Origin of the sequence: Thermomonospora cellulosilytica (assembly GCF_014138835.1) — a bacterium.
Classification (GTDB): domain Bacteria; phylum Actinomycetota; class Actinomycetes; order Streptosporangiales; family Streptosporangiaceae; genus Thermomonospora; species Thermomonospora amylolytica.
Map to the genome: position 1 here is coordinate 4,831,129 of NZ_JACJII010000001.1, position 24,772 is coordinate 4,855,900.

Annotated in this window: 20 protein-coding genes; 13 read left to right on the forward strand and 7 right to left on the reverse strand. The window is 73.3% G+C overall.

The annotated features are described in order from the left end of the window. Positions 1 to 41 precede the first annotated feature (41 nt). The 9 genes from HNR21_RS22590 (at position 42) to HNR21_RS22630 (ending at position 11,515) form a co-directional block, all read left to right on the forward strand. Positions 42 to 2,171, forward strand: coding sequence for a molybdopterin oxidoreductase family protein (locus HNR21_RS22590; protein ID WP_182706760.1), 2,130 nt, complete (start codon positions 42 to 44; stop codon positions 2,169 to 2,171). Then, entirely contained in the window at positions 2,168 to 3,640 is a 1,473-nt protein-coding gene (locus HNR21_RS22595; protein ID WP_312881175.1) for an FAD-dependent oxidoreductase, read from the forward strand. The genes HNR21_RS22590 and HNR21_RS22595 overlap by 4 nt, the downstream gene beginning before the upstream one ends. A 199-nt stretch (positions 3,641 to 3,839) precedes the next feature. Next, on the forward strand, positions 3,840 to 6,380 hold the full coding sequence (gene nirB, locus HNR21_RS22600) for a nitrite reductase large subunit NirB (protein ID WP_182706761.1): 2,541 nt from the start codon (positions 3,840 to 3,842) through the stop codon (positions 6,378 to 6,380). Further along, on the forward strand, positions 6,377 to 6,757 hold the full coding sequence (gene nirD, locus HNR21_RS22605) for a nitrite reductase small subunit NirD (RefSeq protein WP_119730441.1): 381 nt from the start codon (positions 6,377 to 6,379) through the stop codon (positions 6,755 to 6,757). The genes nirB and nirD overlap by 4 nt, the downstream gene beginning before the upstream one ends. A gap of 38 nt (positions 6,758 to 6,795) precedes the next feature. Further along, complete coding sequence (locus tag HNR21_RS22610) at positions 6,796 to 7,977, forward strand: uroporphyrinogen-III synthase (RefSeq protein ID WP_119732067.1); 1,182 nt, start codon at positions 6,796 to 6,798, stop codon at positions 7,975 to 7,977. Further along, positions 7,974 to 8,723 carry a sirohydrochlorin chelatase gene (locus tag HNR21_RS22615; RefSeq protein WP_312881176.1) on the forward strand — a complete coding sequence of 250 codons (750 nt, stop codon included), beginning with the start codon at positions 7,974 to 7,976 and terminating at the stop codon, positions 8,721 to 8,723. The genes HNR21_RS22610 and HNR21_RS22615 overlap by 4 nt, the downstream gene beginning before the upstream one ends. Before the next feature lie 100 nt (positions 8,724 to 8,823). Then, positions 8,824 to 9,600: a VOC family protein gene (locus HNR21_RS22620; protein ID WP_182706762.1), complete on the forward strand. Its 777-nt coding sequence runs from the start codon at positions 8,824 to 8,826 to the stop codon at positions 9,598 to 9,600. Positions 9,601 to 9,654: 54 nt separating this feature from the next. Then, positions 9,655 to 10,635, forward strand: coding sequence for an ATP-binding cassette domain-containing protein (locus HNR21_RS22625; protein ID WP_119730443.1), 981 nt, complete (start codon positions 9,655 to 9,657; stop codon positions 10,633 to 10,635). Positions 10,636 to 10,642: 7 nt separating this feature from the next. After that, on the forward strand, positions 10,643 to 11,515 hold the full coding sequence (locus tag HNR21_RS22630) for an ABC transporter permease (protein ID WP_119732069.1): 873 nt from the start codon (positions 10,643 to 10,645) through the stop codon (positions 11,513 to 11,515). A gap of 78 nt (positions 11,516 to 11,593) precedes the next feature. On the opposite strand, the gene HNR21_RS22635 is transcribed toward HNR21_RS22630, so the two are convergent. From HNR21_RS22635 to HNR21_RS22645, 3 genes are all read right to left on the reverse strand, one after another. Then, positions 11,594 to 12,940: an RNA polymerase sigma factor gene (locus HNR21_RS22635; protein WP_119730444.1), complete on the reverse strand. Its 1,347-nt coding sequence runs from the start codon at positions 12,938 to 12,940 to the stop codon at positions 11,594 to 11,596. A 331-nt stretch (positions 12,941 to 13,271) separates the two neighbouring features. Then, on the reverse strand, positions 13,272 to 13,874 hold the full coding sequence (locus tag HNR21_RS22640; protein ID WP_182706763.1) for a TetR/AcrR family transcriptional regulator: 603 nt from the start codon (positions 13,872 to 13,874) through the stop codon (positions 13,272 to 13,274). Positions 13,875 to 13,998: 124 nt separating this feature from the next. After that, positions 13,999 to 15,150: an AMP-binding protein gene (locus HNR21_RS22645; protein WP_182706764.1), complete on the reverse strand. Its 1,152-nt coding sequence runs from the start codon at positions 15,148 to 15,150 to the stop codon at positions 13,999 to 14,001. A 101-nt stretch (positions 15,151 to 15,251) separates the two neighbouring features. Between HNR21_RS22645 and HNR21_RS22650 the strand changes: the two genes are divergently transcribed. The 3 genes from HNR21_RS22650 (at position 15,252) to menD (ending at position 18,842) form a co-directional block, all read left to right on the forward strand. Beyond that, entirely contained in the window at positions 15,252 to 16,151 is a 900-nt protein-coding gene (locus tag HNR21_RS22650) for a 1,4-dihydroxy-2-naphthoyl-CoA synthase (RefSeq protein WP_119730447.1), read from the forward strand. 64 nt (positions 16,152 to 16,215) lie between these two features. Further along, the gene (locus tag HNR21_RS22655) at positions 16,216 to 17,175 is read left to right on the forward strand and encodes an o-succinylbenzoate synthase (protein WP_119730448.1); all 960 of its coding nucleotides are present in this window, start codon (positions 16,216 to 16,218) and stop codon (positions 17,173 to 17,175) included. Beyond that, positions 17,172 to 18,842 carry a 2-succinyl-5-enolpyruvyl-6-hydroxy-3-cyclohexene-1-carboxylic-acid synthase gene (menD, locus tag HNR21_RS22660; protein WP_119730449.1) on the forward strand — a complete coding sequence of 557 codons (1,671 nt, stop codon included), beginning with the start codon at positions 17,172 to 17,174 and terminating at the stop codon, positions 18,840 to 18,842. The genes HNR21_RS22655 and menD overlap by 4 nt, the downstream gene beginning before the upstream one ends. Positions 18,843 to 18,915: 73 nt before the next feature. Here the strand turns inward: menD and HNR21_RS22665 are convergent, their stop codons facing one another. Further along, positions 18,916 to 19,719, reverse strand: a complete 804-nt coding sequence (locus HNR21_RS22665) for a tyrosine-protein phosphatase (protein WP_119730450.1) — start codon at positions 19,717 to 19,719, stop codon at positions 18,916 to 18,918. Between the two features lie 212 nt (positions 19,720 to 19,931). Here HNR21_RS22665 and HNR21_RS22670 point away from each other — a divergent pair, with 212 nt between their 5' ends. Then, positions 19,932 to 20,606: a TetR/AcrR family transcriptional regulator gene (locus HNR21_RS22670; RefSeq protein ID WP_312881177.1), complete on the forward strand. Its 675-nt coding sequence runs from the start codon at positions 19,932 to 19,934 to the stop codon at positions 20,604 to 20,606. Positions 20,607 to 20,817: 211 nt separating this feature from the next. Here HNR21_RS22670 and HNR21_RS22675 read toward each other — a convergent pair whose 3' ends face one another. The 3 genes from HNR21_RS22675 to helR form a co-directional block, all read right to left on the reverse strand. Continuing rightward, entirely contained in the window at positions 20,818 to 21,420 is a 603-nt protein-coding gene (locus HNR21_RS22675; protein ID WP_182706765.1) for a dihydrofolate reductase family protein, read from the reverse strand. After that, positions 21,417 to 22,283, reverse strand: coding sequence for a metalloregulator ArsR/SmtB family transcription factor (locus tag HNR21_RS22680; RefSeq protein ID WP_182706766.1), 867 nt, complete (start codon positions 22,281 to 22,283; stop codon positions 21,417 to 21,419). The genes HNR21_RS22675 and HNR21_RS22680 overlap by 4 nt, the downstream gene beginning before the upstream one ends. 166 nt (positions 22,284 to 22,449) lie before the next feature. Next, complete coding sequence (gene helR, locus HNR21_RS22685) at positions 22,450 to 24,603, reverse strand: RNA polymerase recycling motor ATPase HelR (protein WP_182706767.1); 2,154 nt, start codon at positions 24,601 to 24,603, stop codon at positions 22,450 to 22,452. Positions 24,604 to 24,772 lie beyond the last annotated feature (169 nt).

Genomic DNA, 24,772 nt, shown 5'->3' on the forward strand with positions numbered 1-24,772 from the left:
GGGACCCGCCCGCGAAACGCCCCACGCACACGATCGGGGCCATGGCGGTGAGTGAACAGACCAGCGCGCCGGGCGCTCCGGCCGTGGTGGGCGACACCCCCACCCACTGCCCGTACTGCGCGCTGCAGTGCGGCATGACGGTGGGCGGCGCCCCGGTGCGGGTGACGCCCCGCGAGGACGTTCCGGCCAACCGCGGCGGGCTGTGCCAGAAGGGCTGGACGGCCGCCGAGCTGCTGACCGTGCCCGACCGGCTGACCACGCCGCTGATGCGCGCGCACCTGGACGCGCCGCTGGAACCGTGCACCTGGGACGAGGCGCTGGACCGGATCGCCGCCGAGATCGCCCGGCTGCAGGAACGGCACGGCCGGGACGCGATCGGGGTGTTCGGCGGCGGCGGGCTCACCAACGAGAAGGCCTACCAGCTCGGCAAGTTCGCCCGGATCGCGTTGCGCACCTCGCAGATCGACTACAACGGCCGGTTCTGCATGTCCTCGGCCGCCGCCGCGCTGAACCGGGCGTTCGGGCTGGACCGCGGGCTGCCGGTGCCGATCACCGACCTGGCGCGGGCGGACGCGATCATGGTGGCGGGCGGGAACGTCGCCGAGACCATGCCGCCGTTCATGCGGCACCTGACCGAGATGCGCGAGCGCGGCGGGGCGCTGATCGTCATCGACCCGCGCCGCACCGCCACCGCCCGGCAGGCCGACCTGCACCTGCAGCCGACCCCCGGCACCGACCTGGCGCTGGCCAACGGGATGCTGCACCTGGCGATCCAGGAAGGGCTGATCGACGAGGAGTACATCGACGCGCGCACCGGCGGGTTCGAGCAGGTGCGGCTGTCGGTGAACGCCTACTGGCCGGACCGGGTCGAGCGGATCACCGGGGTGCCGGTGCCGCAGATGCGCGAGGCGGTGCGGCTGCTGGCGCGCGGGCGCAGGTCACTGATCCTGACCGCCCGGGGCGCCGAGCAGCACGCCCGCGGCACCGACACCGTCACCGCGTTCATCAACCTGGCGCTGGCGCTGGGGCTGCCCGGCCGGGAGGGCTCCGGGTACGGCTGCCTGACCGGGCAGGGCAACGGGCAGGGCGGCCGCGAGCACGGCCAGAAGGCCGACCAGCTCCCCGGCTACCGCAAGATCGACGACCCGGCGGCGCGCGCCCACGTCGCCGCCGTGTGGGGGGTGGACCCCGGCATCATCCCCGGGCCGGGCCGGTCGGCCTACGAGCTGCTGGACGCGCTCGGCACCGACGACGGGCCGAAGGCGCTGCTGCTGTTCGGCTCCAACCCGGTGGTGTCGGCCCCGCGGTCCAACCGGATCGAGGACCGTCTCAACGCGCTGGACTTCCTGGCGGTGTCGGACTTCGTGCTGTCGGAGACCGCGCTGCGCGCCGACGTGGTGCTGCCCACGACGCAGTGGGCCGAGGAGTCCGGGACGATGACCAACCTGGAGGGCCGGGTGCTGCGCCGCCGCCGGGCGGTCGACCCGCCCGCCGGGGTCCGGTCCGACCTGGAGATCCTCGCCGGGCTGGCCGAGCGGCTGGACGCCCCCGGCACCTGGAGCACCGACCCGGCCGAGGTGTTCGACGAGCTGCGGGCCGCCAGCGCCGGCGGCCTGGCCGACTACTCGGGCATCACCTACGAACGCATCGAGAGGGAGGGCGGCGTCTTCTGGCCGTGCCCGTCGGAGGACCATCCGGGCACGCCCCGGCCCTTCCTGGACCGCTTCGCCACACCGGACGGGCGGGCGCGGTTCACCCCGGTCGAGCACGGCGGCGCGGCCGAGCGCACCGACCGGGACTACCCGATCCATCTGACGACCGGCCGGGTGCTGGCGCAGTACCAGAGCGGCGCGCAGACCCGCCGGGTGGCGCCGCTGGTGGAGGCCGCGCCCGAGCCGTTCGTCGAGCTGCATCCCGACCTGGCCGAGCGGCACGGCGTGGCCGAGGGCGCCATGGTGCGGGTGACCAGCCGGCGCGGCACCGTCGCCGTCCGGGCGCGGCTGGTGGACACCATCCGGCACGACACCGTGTTCATCCCCTTCCACTGGGCCGGGGAGGGCCGCGCCAACCTGCTGACCAATCCCGCGCTCGACCCCCTGTCACGGATGCCCGAGTTCAAGGTGTGCGCCGTGCGGATCGAGCCCATCGAGCAGAACGGAGCCGATCAGTGAAATCGGGGAGCGATCGGATCGTCGTCGTCGGCAACGGCATGGCGGGGTCGCGGTTCGTCACCGAGATGCGCGCCCGCGACCGCGCCGTGCCGCTGACCGTGTTCGGCGCCGAGCCGCAGCAGCCCTACAACCGGGTGCTGCTGTCGAACGTGCTGGCCGGGGCGGCCAGGCCGGACCAGATCGGCCTGGTGGACCCCGCCTGGTACGACCGGCACGACGTGGACGCCCGGCTGGGCGTCGAGGTCGTCAAGATCGACCGTGACCAGCGGCTGGTGTACGCCGCCGACGGCAGCGTGACCGAGTACGGCACCCTGGTCGTCGCGACCGGCAGTGTGGCGCTCGTGCCGCCGATCCCGGGCACCGAGGGCGGCCTGCCGGCCGGGGCGCTGGCGTTCCGGACGCTGGAGGACTGCCACCGCATCCTGGAACTGGCCGACCGGGCCGAGCGCGCGGTGGTGGTCGGCGGCGGGCTGCTGGGCATCGAGGCCGCCCGCGGGCTGGCCGGCCGCGGCCTGGACGTGACGGTGCTGCACCTGGCCGGGCACCTGATGGAACGCCAGCTCGACCAGGGCGCCGGCCGGGTGCTGGCACGGACCCTGGCCAGGCTGGGGATCCGCACCAGGGTCGAGGCCAACGTGTCCGCGCTGCGCACCGGGACCGGACCGGACGGGGAGCGCCGGGCCGTCGGGGTGGAGCTGGCCGACGGGGAGTTCCTGCCCGGCGATCTGGTGATCATGGCCTGCGGGGTGCGGCCGGACGTGCGGCTGGCCCGCGAGGCGGGCCTGGAGGTGGACCGCGGCATCGTGGTGGACGAGATGCTGCGGTCGGTCACCGACCCGTCGGTCCGCGCGATCGGGGAGTGCTCGCAGTACGGCGGCATGGTGTACGGGCTGGTGGCGCCGGCGTGGGAGCAGGCCACGATCCTGGCCGACCTGCTGGCCGGCACCGACGCCGCCGCCCGGTTCACCGGGGCGCGGCAGATCACCCGGCTCAAGGCGGCCAGCGTGGACCTGGCGGCGATGGGGGAGACCCACCACACCGACGACGACCCCGAGGTGGAGGTGGTGCAGTTCGCCGACCCCGCCCGCGGCACCTACAAGAAGGTCGTGATCAAGGACGACCGGCTGATCGGCGCGATCCTGCTGGGGGAGACCAGCACCGCCGGGACCCTCACCCAGCTGTACGACCGGGAGTCGCCGCTGCCGTCGGACCGGCTCAGCCTGCTGTTCCCCGGCATCAACGGCGCCGCGGTGAGCGATTCGCCGGTGCGGATGCCGGACGCGGCGACGGTGTGCCATTGCAACAACGTCTCCAAGGGCCAGATCCGCGCCTGCTGGGAACGGGGCGCCCGGACCGCCGACGACGTCGCCCGGCAGACCCGGGCCAGCACCGGGTGCGGCAGCTGCCGGGACGCGGTGGAGGGCATCGTGGCCTGGCTGGACGAGCAGGAGTCCGCGCCCACCGGCTGACCCGTGACACCGTGCTGCGGCCCGCTCCGGCGGTCCCGCCCAAACCGAACGACGAAACCGAAACCCGCCGTCCGCGGCGGGTTTCGCCTTTGTGGGAGGTCACGGGATGACCACGAATGCATCTCGAGGTGAGCGGCTTTTAACACGCCGGTGACAAAGGGGACCCAGTCGCGAAACGCCTCCTGCTGAGTATCGCCCCATGGACGTCGGAGGGGAAACCCAGAAAAGGCTGGTCGTGGTCGGTCATGGCCCGGCCGGACATCGCCTGGTCGAAGCGCTGCGCGAGCGGGACGCCGCGGGCGCATGGCAGATCACCGTCATCGGGGAGGAGACCCGCCCCGCCTACGACCGGGTGGCGCTGACCTCCCATCTCACCGAGGGCGCCGATCTGGCCTTCCCGGCGCACGGACCCGAGGTCGCGCTGCACACCGGCGACCCGGTGACCGGGATCGACCGGGCGGCGCGCACGGTCACCACCGCCTCGGGACGCGAGTTCGGCTACGACGCGCTGGTGCTGGCCACCGGCTCGTCCCCGTTCGTGCCCCCGGTCCCGGGCCGCGACCTGCCCGGGGTGTTCGTCTACCGCACCATCGACGACCTGGACGCGCTGCGCGACCACTGCGCCGCCCGGCCGGGCGCCGGCGGCGTGGTCGTCGGCGGCGGGCTGCTGGGTCTGGAGGCCGCCCGCGCCATGCAGGACCTGGGCATCGACACCCACGTGGTCGAGGTGGCGCCCTGGCTGATGCCGCGCCAGCTCGACGAGGGCGGCGGGTCGATGCTGCGCCGCCACATCGAGGCGCTCGGGCTCACGGTGCACGCCGGGACGCCCATGGCGGGCCTGGAGGCCGGCGAGGACGGCACGGTCGCCCGGGTGGCCCTCAGCGACGGCTCGGCCATCGACGCGCAGGTGGTGGTGTTCTCCGCGGGCATCCGGCCCCGCGACGAGCTCGCCCGCGGCTGCGGGCTGCCGGTCGGCGAGCGCGGCGGCATCGTGGTGGACGCCACCTGCCGCACCGAGGACCCGGCGGTGTACGCGATCGGCGAGTGCGCCCTGATCGGCGGCCAGGTGTACGGGCTGGTCGGGCCCTGCTTCTCGATGGCCGAGGTGGTCGCCGACCAGCTGGTCGCCGAGGTGACCGGCGGCGCCGGGCAGGCCCGCTTCGAGGGCGCCGACACCTCCACCAAGCTGAAGCTGATGGGCGTGGACGTGGCCAGCTTCGGCGACCCGTTCGCCGACCAGGCCGAGGGCACGCTCGGCGTCACCTACACCGACCCGGTCGGCGGGGTCTACAAGAAGCTCATCGTCAGCGACGACGCCCAGACACTGCTGGGCGGCGTGCTGGTGGGCGACGCCTCCGCCTACCCGACGCTGCGCGCCTACGTCGGCGCCACGCTGCCGGGCAGCCCCGAGCAGACGCTGTTCGGCGGCACCGAGCCGGCCGGCGGCGACCTGCCCGGCGCGACCGTGATCTGCAGCTGCAACAACGTCACCGCCGAGACCATCCGGTGCGCGATCCGCGACGAGGGCCTCACCGAGATGGGCGGGGTCAAGGGCTGCACCCGGGCCGGCACCTCCTGCGGAAGCTGCGTCCCGCTGGTCAAGAAGCTGCTGGACGCCGAGCTCGTCGCGGCCGGCATCGAGGTCAGCAAGGCCATCTGCGAGCACTTCGACTACAGCCGCGCCGAGCTGTTCGACATCGTGCGGGCCCGCCAGATCACCACGTTCACCCAGCTGATCGCCGAGCACGGGCGCGGCCGCGGCTGCGACATCTGCAAGCCGGCGGTCGCCTCCATCCTGGCCAGCCTGGGCAACGGGCACATCCTGGACGGCGAGCAGGCCGCGCTGCAGGACACCAACGACCACTTCCTGGCCAACATGCAGAAGAACGGCACCTACTCGGTGGTGCCGCGGATCCCCGGCGGGGAGATCACCCCCGACAAGCTGATCGTGATCGGCGAGGTGGCCCGCGACTTCGGCCTCTACACCAAGATCACCGGCGGGCAGCGGATCGACCTGTTCGGGGCCCGGGTCGACCAGCTCCCGCTGATCTGGAAGCGGCTGGTGGACGCCGGGTTCGAGTCCGGCCACGCCTACGGCAAGGCGCTGCGCACGGTGAAGTCCTGCGTCGGCTCCACCTGGTGCCGGTACGGGGTGCAGGACTCGGTCGGCATGGCGATCCGGCTGGAGCTGCGCTACCGCGGCCTGCGCGCCCCGCACAAGCTCAAGTCGGCGGTGTCCGGCTGCGCCCGCGAGTGCGCCGAGGCGCAGAGCAAGGACTTCGGGGTCATCGCCACCGAGAAGGGCTGGAACCTCTACCTGGCCGGCAACGGCGGCATGCGTCCCCGGCACGCCGACCTGTTCGCCTCCGACCTGGACGACGAGACCCTGATCCGTTACATCGACCGGTTCCTGATGTTCTACATCCGCACCGCCGACCGGCTGCAGCGCACCGCGAGCTGGCTGGAGAGCCTGGACGGCGGCATCGACTACCTGCGCGAAGTGATCATCGAGGACCGGCTGGGGATCTGCGCCGAACTGGACGCGGCGATGGACCGGCACGTGGACTCCTACTCCGACGAGTGGCGCGACACCCTCGAGGACCCCGACAAGCTGCGCCGCTTCGTGTCCTTCGTCAACGCCCCCGACGTGCCCGATCCCAGCATCGTCTTCGAACCCGAACGCGACCAGATCAAGCCGGTACTGGTGGCCGGACCCGAGCTGGAGGTGCTGAGCCGATGACCGCAGACGTGCAGATGCAGCCCGTCGCCGCCGTCCCGCAGCGGACGGCGACCCGCTGGCACGACGTGTGCGCCTACGACGACCTGCTGCCCGAGCGGGGCGCCGCCGCGCTGGTCGAGGGCGTCCAGGTGGCGATCTTCCGGACGTTCGACGGCGACCTGTACGCGCTGTCCAACTTCGACCCGTTCAGCGGCGCGTACGTGATGGCCCGGGGCATCCTGGGCACCCGCGGCGGCACCCCGACCGTGGCGTCCCCGATGTACAAGCAGGTGTTCGACCTGGCCACCGGGCGGTGCCTGGACGACGCCGAGGTCGCCCTGCCCACGTTCCGGATCCGCCGAACACCGGGGGACCGGGTGGAGGTGGCGCTTGCGTGAACGTTCCGACCGACCTGGGGGAGCGGGCTGCGGCGGCCATGAACACTGACAGCGAGCCGCTGGCCGGGTTCGCCGTCGGGGTGACCGCGGCCCGCCGGCACGAGGAGCTGGCGGCGCTGCTGGAGCGGCGCGGGGCGCGGGTGGTGCACGCCCCCGCCATCCGGCTGGTGCCGCTGTCCGACGACGCCGAACTGCTGCAGGCCACCACGACCTGCATCGGCGAGCGGCTGGACTACGTGGTGGTCACCACCGGCATCGGCTTCCGGGCGTGGCTGGAGACGGCGGACGGCTGGGGGATGCGCGACGACCTGATCGAGTGCCTGCACAAGGTGCCGATCCTGGCGCGCGGCCCCAAGGCGCGCGGCGCGATCCGCTCGGCCGGGCTGACCGAGCGGTGGTCGCCGGAGTCCGAGAGCTGCGAGGAGGTGCTGCGGCACCTGCTCACCCGGGACCTGGCCGGCACCCGGATCGCCGTCCAGCTGTACGGGCAGCCGCTGCCGGACTTCACCGCGGCGCTGCGCGGGGCCGGGGCCGAGGTGATCGAGGTGCCGGTGTACCGCTGGTCGCGCACCGACGACTCCACGCCGCTGCGCCGGCTGGTGGGCCAGGCGGTGGCCGGCACGGTCGACGCGATCGCCTTCACCAGCGCCCCGGCGGTCACCGCGACGCTGGCGGTGGCGGCCGAGGACGGCCTGGAGGAGGCGCTGCTGGAGGCGCTGCGCACCCATGCGGTCGCCGCCTGCGTGGGACCGGTGACGGCCGAGCCGCTGACCGCCCGCGGGGTGCCGACCGTGCAGCCCGAACGGGCCCGGATCGGGGCGCTGGTCCGCGCGATCGTCTCCGACCTGCCGCGCCGCCGGGCCCGGCTGATCAACGTGCGGGGCCATGCGCTGGAGCTGCGCGGTCACGCGGTGGTGCTGGACGGCCAGCTCCGCCCGATCGCCCCGGCGCCGATGGCGATCCTGCGGGCGCTGGCCCGCCGTCCCGGCCACGTGGTGTCCCGGGCCGAGCTGTGCACGGTGCTGCCCAGCCGGATGCTGGGGGGCGGCAACGGGACCGCGTTCGCCCGCGACGGCCGCCCGCAGGCCGACGAGCACGCGGTGGAGATGGCGGTGGCGCGGCTGCGGCGCGGCCTGGGCCGGTCCGGGATCGTGGAGACCGTGGTCAAGCGTGGCTACCGGCTGGCGTGCGACCCGGTGCGGGTGGAGGTGCCGCGGTGAGCGTTCCCACGCTGGTCGCGGTGGCGCACGGCACCCGCGATCCGGCCGGCCCCGCCACCGTGCGGGCGCTGCTGGACCGGGTCCGGGCGCTGCGGCCCCGGCTGCCGGTCGCCGAGGCGTACGCCGAGCTCGCCGAGCCCTCCCTGGAGGAGGCGGTCCGCGCCGCCCGCGGCCCGGTGGTGGCGGTGCCGCTGCTGCTGGCCCGCGGCTACCACGCGCTGATCGACATCCCGGGGCGGGCCTGCGAGGCCGCGGGGCCGCGTCCCGTCGCGCTCGCCCGCCCGCTGGGGCCGGACGCCCTTCTCGGGGAGGCGCTGGCCGACCGGCTGGCGGCCGCCTGCCGCGCCGAGGGCGTCGCGGCGGGCGGCCCGGACGGGGTGGACGCGGTGGTGCTGGGCGCGGCCGGGTCCTCGGACCCGGCCGGGCTGGCCGACGTGCGGGCGGCGGCGCGGCTGCTGACCCGGCGGCTGGGGCGCCCGGTGGCGCACGGCTTCGTGGCCGCGGGCGGGCCCGCCCTGCCCGACGTGGTCGCCGGGCTGCGGGCGCGCGGGGCGCGGCGCGTGGCGGTGGCCTCGTACCTGCTGGCGCCCGGGTTCTTCCACGACCGGATCACCGGGGCGGGCGCGGACGTGGTCAGCGCTCCGCTGGGGGCGCACGACGCGGTCGCCCGGCTGGTCCTGCGGCGCTTCGACCAGGCCCGCGCCGGGGCGCGGGACGCCGGGAGCCGCCCGGTCGCGGCGGGCTGACCGCGGCGCTTGGCAATGCCGATGCCGCCCGCGGCGTGAGCGTTTACCGGGACCCCGCATAGCCTGAACGGCAGACCCCTCGACATCAGGGAGGCTGCTGATGGCCGAGAAGACGTCCTACGCCCCCGGAGAGCCCTGCTGGGTGGAGCTGGCCAGTCCCGACGTCGAGGCGGCCGAGGTCTTCTACGGCGGGCTGTTCGGCTGGGACTGCGCCTCACCGGGACCGCAGTACGGCGGCTACACCACGTTCACTCTCGGCGGGACTCCGGGCACCGAGGTGGCCGGGCTGCTGAAGGCCGCCGATCCGGCCCAGCCGTCCGACTGGATCTGCTATTTCAGCGTCGCCGACGCCGGGGCGACCGCCGAGCTGGTGCGGGCGGCCGGCGGGCGGGTGCGGGTTCCGCCGATGGACGTGATGGACCTGGGACGCATGGCGGTCTTCACCGACGCGCTGGGCGCGGGGTTCGGGGTGTGGGAGCCGGCGGCGTTCGCCGGCGCCCGGCGGGTCGACGAGCCCGGCACGCTGCTGTGGACGGAGCTGGCCTGCCGGGACGTGGAGACGGCCCGTACGTTCTACCGGACGGTGTTCGGCTGGGAGTTCACCGAGGAGCAGGAGGGCGGGTTCTCCTACACCGAGTGGCTGCTGGAGGGCCGGTCGGTGGCGGGGATGGTGCGGATGGACCACCGCTGGCCCGATGACGCGACGCCGTACTGGATCCCGTACTTCGCGGTGGACAACTGCGACGCCACCGCCGACAAGGGCAGGGCGCTGGGCGGGTCGGTGCGCGTCCCGCCGACCGACATCCCGCCGGGGCGGTTCGCGCTGATGGCGGATCCGTGCGGGGCGCATTTCATGGTCTTCACGCCCAAAGACTGATCCGCCCGCGCCCGGCTAGGCTCCAGAGCATCGAGTCGATCCCGAGGGGGCGTGATGTCGGAGCCCGCGATCGCGGTGGCGGGTCTGGTCAAGCGGTTCGGTGAGGTCACGGCGGTCCGGGGCATCGACTTCACGGTCGCGCCCGGCGAGGTGTTCGGGTTCCTGGGGCCGAACGGGGCGGGCAAGTCCACCACGATCAACATGCTGGCCACCCTGCTGCGGCCCACCGCCGGCACCGCGCGGGTCGCCGGGCACGACGTGGTCGGCGAGCGCGACGACGTGCGGCGCAACATCGGGCTGGTGTTCCAGGACCCCACCCTGGACGCGTACCTGAGCGGGGAGCAGAACCTGCGGTTCCACGCCGAGCTGTACGGGATCTCCCGCTCGGTGGTGGCCGACCGGATCCGGCAGGTGCTGGAGATGGTGGGCCTGTGGGAGCGGCGGCGCGACAAGGTCCGGACGTACTCGGGCGGCATGCGGCGGCGGCTGGAGATCGCACGGGGACTGCTGCACTCGCCGCGGGTGCTGTTCCTGGACGAGCCGACCATCGGCCTGGACCCGCAGACCCGGGCGTCGATCTGGGACTACATCCGGCGGCTGCAGCGGGCCGAGCAGATCACGATCTTCCTGACCACCCACTACATGGAGGAGGCCGAGTACTGCGACCGCATCGCGATCATGGACAACGGCCGGATCGTGGCGCTGGACACCCCCGAGGCGCTCAAGGCCGGGGTCGGCAAGGACCGGGTGCGCCTGCAGACCGGCGGCGAGGAGACCGACCGGGCGGCGATCCGCGCGCTCAAGGACGGATTCGGCATCGACGCCGAGGTGCGCGACGGGGCGGTCACCTTCGCGGTCGCGCGGGGGGAGGAGTTCGTGCCGCGGCTGTTCACCGAGCTGGGACTGCCGATCCGGTCGGTCAACCTGGCCCGGCCCTCTTTGGACGACGTTTTCATGGCCTACACCGGCACCACCATCCGGGACGCCGAGGGCTCGTCCCGGGACTGGATGCGGCTGGCCGTGCGGAACCGGTGAGGCGATGATGACGACGTCCACGCGGACCTCCGCGGAGATCGTGCGGGTCCGGGTGCCCGAACGCAGCGTCCGGCACGACCTGCGCGCCGTCAAGATCGTGTTCCACCGGGAGCTGCTGCGGTTCGCCGCCGACCGGATGCGGATCGTCTCCGGCCTGGTGCAGCCCGTGCTGTGGCTGCTGGTGCTGGGCACCGGCCTGTCCAGCCTGACGGCCGCCGGCGGCGGGGAGGTGGACCTGCGCACGTTCATCTATCCCGGGGTGTGCGCGATGACGGTGATGTTCACCGCCATGTTCTCGGCCGCCTCGATCGTGTGGGACCGCGAGTTCGGGTTCCTGCGGGAGATGCTGGTGGCGCCGGTCAGCCGCGGCGCGATCGTGCTCGGCAAGGTGCTGGGCGGGGCGTCGGTGGCCACCGCGCAGGGGCTGGTGATCGTCGCGCTGGGCGGGCTGGTCGGCGTCCCCTACCACCCGGCGCTGATGCTGACCCTGGTGGCGGAGCTGTTCCTGGGGGCGTTCGCGCTGACCGCGCTCGGGGTGATGCTGGCGGCGCGGATCTCCACCATGCAGTCGTTCTTCGCCGTGGTGCAGATGGCGATGATGCCGATGCTGTTCCTGTCCGGGGCGCTGTACCCGCTGACCGGGCTGCCGTCCTGGCTGAACGTGCTGATCAAGCTGAACCCGCTGACCTACGCCGTCGACCCGATGCGGCAGGCGGTGTTCGGCCGGCTGGAGCTGCCGCCGGAGCTGGAGCGCACGTTCAACTCGGGCATCACCTGGAACGGCTGGCCGGTCCCGGTCTGGCTGGAGCTGGTCATGGTGGCGGGCATCGGGCTGGTCCTGCTGGCGGTCGCGATCGCCCGGTTCCGCCGCGGCGACTGACCCCGTCGTTCCGGGGGCCCGGACCCCGGAGAGCGCGACGCCCCCCGGCGGTGCGCCGGGGGGCGTGCGGAAGGGCGGTCAGACCGCGAAGTCCAGCAGCGGCATCGCGTTGCTGGGGTGCCGCAGCTTGGACAGCGACTCCTTCTCCAGCTGGCGGATCCGCTCGCGGGTCAGGCCCAGGTGCTTGCCGATCTCGTCCAGGGTGTGCGGGGTGCCGTCGTACAGCCCGAACCGCATCGACATGATCATCTCCTCCCGCGGGGAGAGGATGGACAGCGTGCGGCGCAGCTGGTCGGCCATCAGCTGCCGGTCGACCATCTCCGAGGCCTCGGGGCTGTCGATGTCCTCGATCAGGTCGCCGATCCGGGTCTCGCCGTCCTCGCCGATGGTGGAGTCCAGGCTGATCGGCTGCCGGCTGGTGCGCAGCAGCTCGCGCACCTGCTCGGGGCTCTTGTCCAGCTCGACGGCCAGCTCCTCGGGGGTGGGCTCGCGGCCCAGCCGCTGGTGCATGTCCCGCTCGACCCGGCTCAGCTTGCTCAGCATCTCCAGCACGTGCACCGGCAGCCGGATGGTGCGGGCCGAGTCGGCGAACCCGCGCTGGATGGCCTGCCGGATCCACCACATGGCGTAGGTGGAGAACTTGAAGCCCTTGGTGTAGTCGAACTTCTCCACCGCGCGGATCAGGCCGAGGTTGCCCTCCTGCACCACGTCCAGCAGGGACAGGCCGCGGTCGGAGTACTTCTTGGCGACCGACACCACCAGGCGCAGGTTGGCCTCCAGCATGTGGGCCTTGGCGCGGCGGCCGTCCTCGGCCACCCACTCCAGCTCCTCGCGCGCCTCGGCGGACAGGCCGGTCTCGGTCTCCAGCTTGTACTCGGCGTACAGGCCCGCCTCGATCCGCTTGGCCAGCTCGACCTCCTGCTCGGCGGTCAGCAGCTGGCGGCGGCCGATCGACTTCAGGTAGGTGTGCACCGAGTCGCCCATGGCGCTGGAGACGTCGTCCAGGTCGGCGACCTCGTCGGCCTCGGTCTCGACGGCCTCGATCTGGAACGCCTCGTCGTCGTCCACGGGAACGTCCCCGCCGGGGAGCACCGGCTCGTCCGGCACCGCCTTCGGACCGGTCTGGGGGGCCGCCTTGGCGGCGGTCCTGCGGGTGCGGCCGGAGGCGCCGGCGGTCCCGGCGGCCTTGGCGGCGCGACGGCGGGCGGGGGCGGGTGTCTCGTCCTCGGTGGCCAGGCTCACGCCGGCCTCGGAGATCTGCCGCAGCAGCGAACGGCCCTGCGCCGGGCTGATCCCGGCGGCATCGAAGGCCTCGCGGACCTCGCTGAGAGAGAGGTGGCCCCGTGCCCGACCGCGCTCCAGGAGGTCCTCGAGCGGTCCGGGCGTCGTCTCCCTGGTCGGGGTCGACACGGCGGTACGCGGCATGGGGACACCCCCCTCCCTTCTCTGTGACGTAAGCGATCGACGCATGCCTCACCTGCGGTGGATGCGTTCATGGGTGGTGGATTGTGCGGCTGTGCGCACTAGTCGGAACGCCTCCGACCGCCGAAGTTGTTCCCACCGCCCTGAAACCGCCTGCTCAAGCCCCACCTTACTTTGTCAAGGCAGCGGGTATTGGCCGCGACCCCGGTCATCGCCCCAGAAGCGCCGCTCATTGCACCGAATGAACCCGACCTGTGGCACGGCGGTTCCACGAGCGCAATGCCATGGTCGCCCGCGGCCGCCGGAGGGGCGTGCCGAGGGGATCCGGCCGGGGTCAGGAGGCGTCGCCGTCGGCGGTCAGGGAGTCGAGCCAGCGGGTCAGGCGGGCCCCCTGGCTGGTCATGATCTCGGGGTCGCGCAGGGCGTTGGCCAGCAGCGACATGCCCTGGTACGCGGCGACGAGGGTGACGGCGTGGTCCGCGGCGTCGGGGAGGCCGAGTTCCCGGAACTGGCGTTCCACCCAGTCCAGCAGCCTCCGGATGACCCGTCCGGCCTCCAGGTCGAGGACGCCGTCGGCGCGTTTGTCGAGCTCGGCGGCCAGGGTGCCGGTGGGGCAGCCGTAGCGGGCGGCGACGTCGCGCCGGCCGACCCACGCGTCGACCAGGCCCTTGAGGCGGTCGAGGGGGTCGGGGAGCCGGTCGAGCGCGCCGGTGAGCTCGGCCAGGCTGCCCTCGTGTTCGGCCAGGGCGGCCTGGACCAGCTCGTCCTTGGTCTTGAAGTAGTAGTAGACGTTCCCGACGGGCACGCCGGCGGCCTTGGCGATGTCGGCGATGGTGGTGCGCTCGACGCCCTGCCGGTGCAGCACCTGGGCCGCCGCGGCGGTCAGGCGACGGCGTTTGTCGGCCCCGCGCGCCCGGACCCTCGTTGAGTCGGTCACCTGACTGACTATAGACGGCGACGCGCTCGGCGAGCCCGTCCGGTTCGTCGAGCAGACCGCCCGGCACCTTCGCCGCCTGGGCCCGGCGCAACGCCGCCGCCTTCCGCTGAACCTCCCGCCGGAGTCAGCGGGGCCTGCGCAGGGCCTGCCGGTCGGGCTTCCCGGAGGGCAGCAACGGGATCGCCTCCCGCAGGTCCAGCTCACGGGGGGCGGCGTAGACCGGCAGGGTGGCGCGGACCAGGTCGCGCAGCTCGGCCAGGGTGGGCGGGTCGCCGTCGGGGACGACCACGGCGGTGACCCGCTCGCCCCATTCGGGGTCCGGGCGGCCCACCACGACCACGTCCCCGACCCGCGGGTGCCGTGCCAGGACGGCGGCGACCTCGGTGGCCAGGACCTTCTCGCCGCCGGTGTTGATGACGTCGTCCACCCGCCCCAGCACCCGCAGCCGGCCGTCCTCGAACGCCCCGAGATCCTGGGTGCGGAACCAGTCCCCGTCCCGAGCCTCGGCGGTGGCGTCGGGCCGCAGCCGGTACCCGGAGAACAGCACCGGGCCGGCCAGACGGATCCGCCCGTCCCCGCCGACCTTCACGCGCACCCCGTTCAGGGGAACGCCGTCGTAGACGCAGCCGCCGCTGGTCTCGCTCATCCCGTAGGTGGTGAAGACCCGCCCGCCCCGTGCCCGCGCCTCCTCCACCAGCCCGGGCGCGGCGGCCGCGCCGCCCAGCAGGATCGATCCGAACCGCGACAGGTCCGCCCCGGCGTCCAGCAGGCGGCGGAGCTGCGTGGGCACCACCGACAGGTGACGCGCGTCGGCCTCGGAGACCGCGGCGGGGGACAAGCGCGGCACGATCACCGGGTCGGTCCCGGCCACCAGCGACCGCACCAGCACCTGGAGCCCGGCGACGTGGTTGGTGGGCAGGCAGCACACCCAGCGGTCCCCGTCCGCGGCGCCGATCCGTTCCAGCGTGGCCGACGCCGAGTGCCGCAGCGCGCCCGCCGTCAGCTCCACGAACTTGGGCGTCCCCGTGGACCCGGAGGTGGCGATCAGCACCGCGACGTCCGGCGCCACCGGCTCGCCCCCGCCGCGCGGCCGGACCCCCTCGGCGGTCTCGACGGCCTGCGGCGCGAGCGCGTTCAGCAGGGACTCCAGCGCCGGACCGGGCAGGCCGGGGTCCAGCGGGCAGATCGCCGGGCCGGTGCCGTCCAGCGCCTCGGCCAGCGCCCGCAGCAGCCGGGGTCCGGGCGGCAGGACGAGGGCGTGCAGCGGGCGATCCATGGCGCGGCCCAGCCTAAAGGACCCCTTCCCAACAGGGTCGTACCGGCATGGCGGTTGAATGGACCCGGCCGGCGAGCGGCGCCGGCCGAGGGAAGGGACACATGGTTTCGGAGCTGTTCGACCCGGCGGCGTGGAAGGAAGTCGAGGGATTCGACTTCACCGACATCACCTACCACCGCGCCGTCGACCAGGGCACCGTGCGGATCGCGTTCAACCGGCCGGAGGTGCGCAACGCGTTCCGGCCGCACACCGTCGACGAGCTGTACCGGGCGCTGGACCACGCCCGGATGAGCAGCGACGTGGGCTGCGTGCTGCTGACCGGCAACGGCCCCTCCCCGCGCGACGGCGGCTGGGCGTTCTGCTCCGGGGGCGACCAGCGGATCCGCGGGCGGGACGGCTACAAGTACGCCGAGGGGGAGACCGCCGACACGATCGACCCGGCCCGGGCGGGGCGGCTGCACATCCTGGAGGTGCAGCGGCTGATCCGGTTCATGCCCAAGGTCGTGATCTGCGTGGTGCCCGGCTGGGCGGCCGGCGGCGGGCACAGCCTGCACGTGGTGTGCGACCTGACGCTGGCCAGCCGCGAGCACGCCCGGTTCAAGCAGACCGACGCGGACGTGGCCAGCTTCGACGGCGGGTTCGGCTCGGCGTACCTGGCCCGGCAGGTGGGGCAGAAGTTCGCCCGGGAGATCTTCTTCCTCGGCGACGCCTACGACGCCGAGGCCGCGCACCGGATGGGCATGGTCAACGCCGTGGTGCCGCACGCGGAGCTGGAGCGCACGGCGCTGGAGTGGGCCCGTAAGATCAACGGCAAGAGCCCGACCGCGCAGCGGATGCTGAAGTTCGCCTTCAACCTGATCGACGACGGTCTGGTCGGCCAGCAGGTGTTCGCCGGCGAGGCCACCCGGCTGGCGTACATGACCGACGAGGCGGCCGAGGGCCGGGACTCGTTCCTGGAGAAGCGCGACCCCGACTGGTCACGGTTCCCCTGGTACTACTAAAGGCCGGTACGGTTCGGTACGTGCCGGTACGAGGCGATACGGCGCATGGGCAGGGGGTCAGCGGGTGCGGGTCTACTCCATCCCGATGCGGACGCGGTTTCGCGGCATCACGCGCCGGGAGGGCGTGCTCATCTGCGGCCCCGCCGGGTGGGGGGAGTTCTCCCCGTTCGCCGAGTACGGCCCCCGCGAGTGCGCCCGCTGGCTGGCGGCGGCGCGGGAGGCGGCCTACGACGGCTGGCCCGCGCCGGTGCGCGACTCGATCCCGGTGAACGTGACGATCCCCGCCGTCGGCCCGGAGCGGGCCGCCGAGCTGACCCGCGCGTCCGGGTGCCGTACCGCCAAGGTCAAGGTCGCCGAGCGGGGGCAGAGCGACGCCGACGACATCGCCCGGGTGGAGGCCGTCCGTGACGCGCTCGGCCCGGACGGGCGGATCCGCGTCGACGTCAACGGCGCCTGGGACGTCGACCACGCGGCCCGGATGATCCGGACGCTGGGCCGGTTCGACCTGGAGTACGTCGAGCAGCCCTGTGCGACGCTGGAGGAGCTGGCCCGGGTGCGGCGGCTGGTGGACGTGCCGGTCGCCGCCGACGAGTCGATCCGCCGCGCCGAGGACCCGCTGAAGGTCCGGGCCGCCGAGGCCGCCGACATCGCCGTGCTGAAGGTCCAGCCGCTGGGCGGGGTGCGGGCCGCGCTGCGGGTGGCCGAGCAGGCGGGCCTGCCGGTGGTGGTGTCCAGCGCGGTGGAGACCTCGGTGGGGCTGGCGGCCGGGCTGGCGCTGGCCGCCGCGCTGCCGGAGCTGCCGTACGCGTGCGGGCTGGCCACGATGGCGCTGCTGGAGGGCGACGTGACCGCCGATCCGCTGGTGCCGGTGGACGGGGAGATCCCGGTGCGCCGTCCGGAGCCCGATCCGGCGGAGCTGGACCGCCATGAGGCCGACGCGGCGACGGGGGCCGCCTGGCGGCGCCGGGTGGCCGACGCCCAGGCGCTGATGGACGCGCCGCCCGTGATCGGAGTCGTGCGATGAACCCGGCGACCGCCCTGGCCACGGTGCTGGTCGACGAGCTGCTGCGGTGCGGGATGACCGACGCGGTGCTGGCCCCCGGATCCCGGTCGGCGCCGCTGGCGCTGGCGCTGGAGGAGGTGGCCAGGACCGGCCGGATGCGGCTGCACGTGCGGATCGACGAGCGGTCGGCGTCGTTCCTGGCGCTGGGGCTGGCCAAGCGGTCGGGCCGGCCGGTGGCGGTGGTGTGCACGTCGGGGACGGCGGCGGCCAACTTCCATCCGGCGGTGATCGAGGCGCACGAGGCGCGGGTGCCGCTGGTCGTGCTGACCGCCGACCGGCCGCCGGAGCTGCGCGACACCGGCGCCAACCAGACCATCGACCAGATGCGGCTGTACGGCACCGCGGTCCGGTGGAGCTGCGAGATCGGGGTGCCCGAGGAGCGGCCCGGGATGGTGGCGTACTGGCGGTCGCTGGTCAGCCGGGCGTGGGGGCTGGCGCTGGCGCCGTCGCCGGGGCCGGTGCACCTGAACGCGGCGTTCCGCGAGCCGCTGATCCCCGACGGCGACGACACCTGGTGCGAGCCGCTGGACGGCGACGCCACCGGCGCGTGGACGCGGGTGCGGGCCGCCACGCCCGGGTCGGTGCTGCACGTCCCGCCGACCCGCCGCGGCGTGCTGGTGGTGGGGGACGGCGCGGCGAACGTCAAGCGGTACGTGGCGGCGGCGTCGATGGCGGGCTGGCCGGTGCTGGCCGAGCCGAACGGCAACGCCCGTTACGGCGACCACGCCCTGTCGTCGCACCACTTCCTGCTGGGGATGCCGGAGTTCGTGGAACGGCACCGGCCGGACGTGGTGGTGACGCTCGGCAAGCCGGGGCTGTCGCGGCCGCTGCTGTCGCTGCTGCGCCGCACCGAGGAGCACATCGTGGTCTCCCCGGACCTGAGCCGCTGGCCGGACCCGGTCCGGTCGGCCACCCAGGTCGCCCAGGAGGTGGAGATCCCGGTGATGTCCGGGGACGACGGCTGGCTGCGGTCGTGGCGGACCGCGGACCTGGCCGCCACCCGGGCCGTGGACGCGGTGCTGGACGCCGGCGACGAGGTGACCGAGCCGCGGCTGGCGCGCGACCTGGTGGCCTCGATCCCGGGCGGGTCGCTGCTGTTCTGCGCGGCCAGCATGCCGATCCGGGACCTGGACCAGACGATGCGGCCGCGGCGCGGCATCCGGATCCTGGCCAACCGGGGGACCAGCGGCATCGACGGGCTGGTGTCCACGGCGATGGGCGCGGCGCTGGCGCACGGCGGCCGGTCGTACGCGCTGCTGGGGGACCTGTCGTTCCTGCACGACCAGAACGGCCTGATCCTGGGCCCGCACGATCCGCGTCCGGACCTGGCGATCGTGGTGGTCAACAACCGGGGCGGCGGGATCTTCTCGCTGCTGCCGCAGGCGGCGCTGGCGGACCCGTTCGAGCGGGTCTTCGGGACCCCGCACGAGGTGGACCTGGCGTACGTGGCGGCGGCGCACCGGATCCCGTACACGCTGCTGGAGTCGGCGGGGGACCTGCCGAAGGCGATCTCCGGGCAGGGCCTGCGGATCGTGGAGGCGCGCACCGACCGGGAGGCCAACGCGGCGCTGCACGCCCGGATGCGGCAGGCCGCCCAGGAGGCGGTCCGCGCGGTGCTGGGCGTCTGACCCGGTCCGCGGCCTGCGTGGGCGACCGCGGCGGAGCGTCGCGGGGGTCCGGGGCTTCTTCCCGGCGGAAGGGTCAGTCGAGGAAGCGGGCCCGCAGCGCCTCGGTGTCGGAGTCGTCCCAGCCGTGCCCGGTCAGCCAGCCGAGCACCCCGTCGTACCGTTCGTCCACGGCGGCCAGGAACTTCTCCATGATCGCCGCGTCCGGCAGGTGGGTGTCGGCCGGGCGGGAGTCCAGGTCGGCGGCGTAGGTGTCGCTGGCCCGCAGCCGGGCCAGGATCGCCTCCAGGCGTTCGCCGGTCTGCACGTAGTCGGCGACGATCTCCTCGCGGCGCACCCCGACGACCTCCAGCGCGAGCGCGCACACCACGCCGGTGCGGTCCTTGCCCGCCGCGCAGTGCACCAGCGCCGAGCCGCGGGTGCGGGCCATGACCCGCAGCGCCGCCACCACCGAGTCCGCGCGGTCCTCGAGGTAGCCCAGGTAGTGCCGGATGGAACGGTCGTGCTCGTCGCCCTCCCGGGACCGGGTCTGCCAGGGCAGCACCTTGTCCACGTCCACCTTCGGCAGGTCTGCGGCCACGTCGGTGTGCACGCCGCCCTCGGAGAACAGCGACAGGTGGTGGATGGTCACCGCCAGCACCCGGGTCAGCGGCCCCGGCCCCTCCAGCCGCACCTCGGCGCCGCTGCGCAGGTCGATGACGTCGGTGAGCCCATAGTCGCCGAGCAGCGTCCGCAGATCCCCGTGCGTGAGCCCCTGCAGGTTGTCCGAACGCAGGACCCGGCCGAACCGGGTCGTCCGCCCGTCGGCCGTGGTCAGCCCGCCGAGATCACGGACGTTGACCGCGCCTTCCAACTCGATCCACCGTGTGTGCGTGCTCATCACCCCGAAACCCTATATGCCGGGTCTGTAGCGATTCCGTCCGGGGTGTGGAAAATCTCCCGTCCTCGGTAGGTGCGCGGAGATTCCAGGTCACCTGAGGACGGGCCCACGGTGGGGGAGAGGCCCGATTCCGCCGACCGTACGATCTTCCGTACACTGCACGGATCAAATGATCTACAACGTAAAGGCCGTGCCCTGAAAGGACGATATCGGTGCCGGTGTGGTTCGAAGAAGAGCGTCCGCGCCGACCGCGCCTGTCGCGGGAGCGCATCACCGAGGCCGCGGTCGCCCTGCTGGACGCCGAGGGCGTCGGCGGCCTGTCGATGCGGCGGCTGGCCGCTCGCCTGGACTGCGGAACGATGTCGATCTACGAGTACGTGGCGTCCAAGGAGGATCTGCTGGACCTCGCCCTGGACGCCGCGCTGGGGGAGATCGACCTCGCGGAGGCCGCCGGGCCGACATGGCGGGACACGCTGACCCGGTTGATGTCCCGCAGCCGTCAGGTGATGCGGCGCCACCCGTGGATCCCCGCGCTGCTGGGCACGCGCCCGCTGCTGGGCCCGCAGGCGCTGGCCCGTTCCGAACGCGTCTACGCGGTGCTGAACGAGGCCGGCCTGACGGGCCCGCAGTTGCTCGGCGCGGTCGGCGCGCTCTCCAGCTACGTCAACGGCTTCGTGCTCACCGAGCTGTCCTGGCGGTCCCGCCACCGCGACCCGGCGGGGGAGTCGGACCTGCGGCACCGGGCCGCCGAGCACATCGCCCGGCACGCCGACCGCTATCCGGTGCTCACCCGGCACGCCCGGCTCGACATGGACGACTTCGAGGAGGGCTTCCTGCTGGGCCTGAACGTCGTCCTGGACGGCATCGAGACCCAGCTCAATCAATGATCTACAATGTAAAGGCCGCGTTCGGGAAATTGAAAACCGCGTGGATCACGGCTCACAGCCGTCGTCGCTTCGTCAATGACCGGCCGCGACATCCGGCACCGCTCGCTGAGCCAGTCCGCGTTCTCGTCGCGAGCGAGGCCGCTACCGGTCCATGGCGTCAGGGGCTCCGCGCCGGGGTCGCCTTGCCGGTCGAGTCCGCTGATCGGCAGGTTCAGCGGACTCGGTCGTAGACGAGGGCCAACGTGCCGTGCTCGCCGGTGGCCTGGCTGACGAGCGTCCACCGTCCTGCGGGCAGGCCGTCGTCGAACAGGCGCGGTCCGCCGCCGAGGAAGACCGGGAAGATCGTGAGCGCCAGCCGGTCGACCTTGTCGGCCGCCAGCAGCGCCTTGATGACGCTCGCGCTGGAGAGCACGAGAATGTCGCCGCCCTCGGTCGCCTTGAGGTCCGCGGCCACCTCGGCGGCCGGCTTGTCGACGATCGTCGTCCGCTCCCACGGGGCCTCGCCGAGGGTGGAGGACAGCACCACCTTGTCGGTGTCGGCGAGCCACTTGGCGAAGGCCTCGTCGCGCGGGTCGGCGCCCTCCATGCCGATGACGGTGGGCCAGAAACCCAGGAACCCCTCGGCGTTGACCCGGCCGAGCAGGGCCGTCGTCGCCGGCTCCCAGAGGCTGGTCAGGTGGTCGCGGGAGACGTCGGTGACGGCGTACGGCATCACCCAGCTCATGTCCTGGGGGTCGTCCGGCCGGGCGTAGCGGCCGTCGAGGGAGAGGTTCATGTTGGTGACGACCCTGCGGCCGCCGGTCTGCTCTGTCACTTCGTGCTCCTTGTGTCGGTGTCGTGCTCGGTGTCGTCGGTGCTGTGGGGATCCGCGGCGAGGGCCGCCGCGAGCTTGTCGAGGCTCTGGCCGAAGCCGATCTCGATGCCTGCGATGAAGTCCGCGGAGTCGACCGTGCTGCCGGTGATCCGGTAGTGGACCTCGAGGTCCGTGCCGGTGCCGGTGGGCCGGAGGTCGAAGTCGACGTGGGCGGTGAAGGCCGGGCCGCCGTCGGGAAGCGCGGGGGAGAGCCGGTAGGCGAGGCGCTCACCGGGACGTGCGTCGTCGACGACTCCCTCCGCGCGCCCGGCGACCAGGTCGGAGCCGTCGGCGTCCTCGGCGTCGCGGTACTCCAGGACGATCCGCCCGCCCGGTCGCGCCTCGAAGACGAGCTCGGAGACGCGCAGGTCGTCGGGCGTCCACCAGCGGGCGAGCAGCGAGGTCTCGGTCAGGTGGCGCCAGACCAGCTCGGGGCGCCCCGTCAGCGACCGGAGGAACCTGAACGAGCGGCCGTCGGCCCACCCCGGCTCCTCGGCCGCGAGCCGCTCCGCGCGGAGGCTGAGTCCGTAGCGGTCGTAGGTCTCGCGCAGGCCGCCGACCTGGTCCGCGGTGTCGGCGAGCCGGCTGAGCGCGGCCGCCAGGTCCCGCAGGGGAGCGGACCGGAGCGCGTAGATGCGGCGCTGGCCGGTGCGCTGGGAGGTGACGACGCCGGCGCGCTGGAGGGTCTGCAGGTGCTTGGTCGTCTGCGGCTGGCGCGCCCCGGCGAGCTGGGCGAGGACGCCGACCGAGCGGGGCCGCTCGGCCAGCAGGTGCACCAGCCGCCAGCGGGCCGGGTCGGCCAGTGCGGTGAGGAGTGCGTCCATGGAGACATGGATTCTCCATGACGAATATTCGTGTCAAGGAATATCTCTGGATCGACCAGGCCGGACCCGGACGGAAGCCCTCGGCCTGACGTTCGGCGCGCAGAGCGGCCGGAGCGTCCCTTCGAGGTGCTGCCGAAACCGGTCCGATCCGCCTCAAAGACCGACGTCAGGAGCTCGTGAGGATGACGAGCCGCTGGGTCGCCCGGGTCATCGCGACATAGCGGTCGACCGCTCCTTCGATGCCCTCGCCGAACGCCTCCGGATCGATGAGGACGACCAGGTCGAACTCGAGTCCCTTCGCCAGCTCCGGGGTCAGCGACCGGACGCGGGACGTCGACCGGAACGTGGGGTCGCCGATGACGCAGGCGATCCCGTCGGCATGCTCGGCGAGCCAGCCGTCGAGGATCGGGTCCAGCTCCGAAACGGATCCGTGGACGACGGGGACGCCGCTGCTGCGGATGGAGGTCGGCACGTTGGCGTCCGGGAGCGCGGCCCGGATGACCGGCTCGGCCTCCGCCATGACCTCTTCCGGCGTCCGGTAGTTGATGCTCAGGGAGGCCAGGGTGATCCGGTCGAACCCGACCCGCTCCAGCCGTTCCCGCCACGACTCCGTGAACCCGTGCCTGGCCTGGGCGCGGTCCCCGACGATGGTGAAGCTCCGGGACGGGCAGCGCAGCAGCAGCATCTGCCACTCGGCGTCGGTCAGTTCCTGGGCCTCGTCCACGACGATGTGCGCGAACGGGCCGGCGAGCCGGTCGGGGTCGGCGCTGGACAGTGCGGCCTCGTCGACCAGGGCGTCCTGGAAGTCCTCGCCGCGCAGCATCGTGACCAGGCCCACGCCGTACTCGTCGTCGGCGGCCTCGATGAGGTCGTCCACGACCCTGGCCATGCGCTCGCGCTCGGCGGCGACGGCGGCCTCGTGCCGACGCCTGCGCCGTGACGCCTGCGGGTCGCCGAGCCGCCTCCGTGCCGCGTCCAGGAGCGGCAGATCGGACACCGTCCAGGCCTGGGCGTCCGTGCGCTGCAGTTTCCGGATCTCGTCGGGGGTGAGCCAGGGAGCGCACATCCGCAGGTAGGCGGGTACCGACCACAGGTCCCCGACGAGGTCGGCCGCTTCGATCAGCGGCCACGCGCTGTTGAGGGCCATGAGCAGCTCCCTGTTCCGCAGCAGCGACTTGCGGAGCAGGTCGACCGGCACGTCGCCGTCGTGCTTGTCCATCAGGATCGTGACCAGCTCCTCCAGGATCTGGTCACGCGCCTCGTTGTGCGGAGTACCGGGCTCCGGTGCCTCGAACGCCTCGGCCCAGTCGTCGGGGCTCAGCCGGACGTCGGCCCAGGGGGTCGTGACCGTCATCCCCTTGGCGGGCGGGTTCTCGTAGAACCTGACGGCCTTCTCGATCGCCTTCACCATGTCCGCGGACGACTTCAGGCGGGCCACGTCCAAGTCGGTCTCGATCGCCGCCGCGGCTCCCTCGGGAACGAGATCCCGCAGGGTGCAGGTCTGCACGCCCTCCTCCCCGAGGCTGGGGAGGACGTCGGAGACATAGGCCAGGTAGGGCTGGTGCGGACCGACGAACAGCACGTCGCCCCGGCGGTGACCGAGGCGGGGGTCGGAGTAGAGGAGGTAGGCGGCGCGGTGCAGGGCGACGACGGTCTTCCCCGTACCCGGACCGCCGTCGACGACCAGGGCGCCGCTGGATCCCGCGCGGATGATGGCGTCCTGGTCGGCCTGGATGGTGCCGAGCACGTCCCGCATCCGGGACGACCGGTGGCCGCCCAGGCTGGCGATGAAGGCGGACTGGTCGTCGAGCGCGGCGTGCCCTTCGAACCCGTCGGAGGTGAACACCTCGTCCCAGTAGTCGCTGATCCGGCCGTTGGTCCAGCGATACCTGCGGCGGCTCGCCAGGCCCATCGGGTTGGCGTGGGTCGCGCCGAAGAACGGCTCGGCCGCGGGGGAGCGCCAGTCGAGCAGCAGCCGGCGACCCGCGCTGTCGGTGAGGCCGAGCCGTCCGATGTAGACGGGCTCGGGGTCGTCTGCGCCGACCATGCGTCCCAGGCACAGGTCCAGACCGAAGCGGCGCAGAGTGCGCAGACGGACGGTCAGCCGGTGAATCTCCATGTCCCGGTCCATCGCCGCCTGGCCGATGCCGCCGGGCGCCCTGCGCTCGGCGTCGAGGCGCTCGGACAGGGCGGCGATCGACTGCTCGAGGCACTCCGCGATGGCCGCGAAATGCCGCTCGTCGTCGGCGATCAGCGCCGGGTCGGCCTTGGCGGCGAGATGGTCGGGAAGGTCGAACGCACTGGTGGTCAAGGGGCTCACGTCATCGGCTCCGATCTGAGGGTCGTCAATGTTGGCGGCGCTCACGAGCGCGGCTGGACTTGCTGTGAAGGAGAAAGGGGAGTCGCTGCGACCATTGCGCGCAGCAAGGCGTTCGGACCGGCGGGACGAACCCGGTAGTCATGGCGAGCAACGCTTCGCCTGGCCTGCT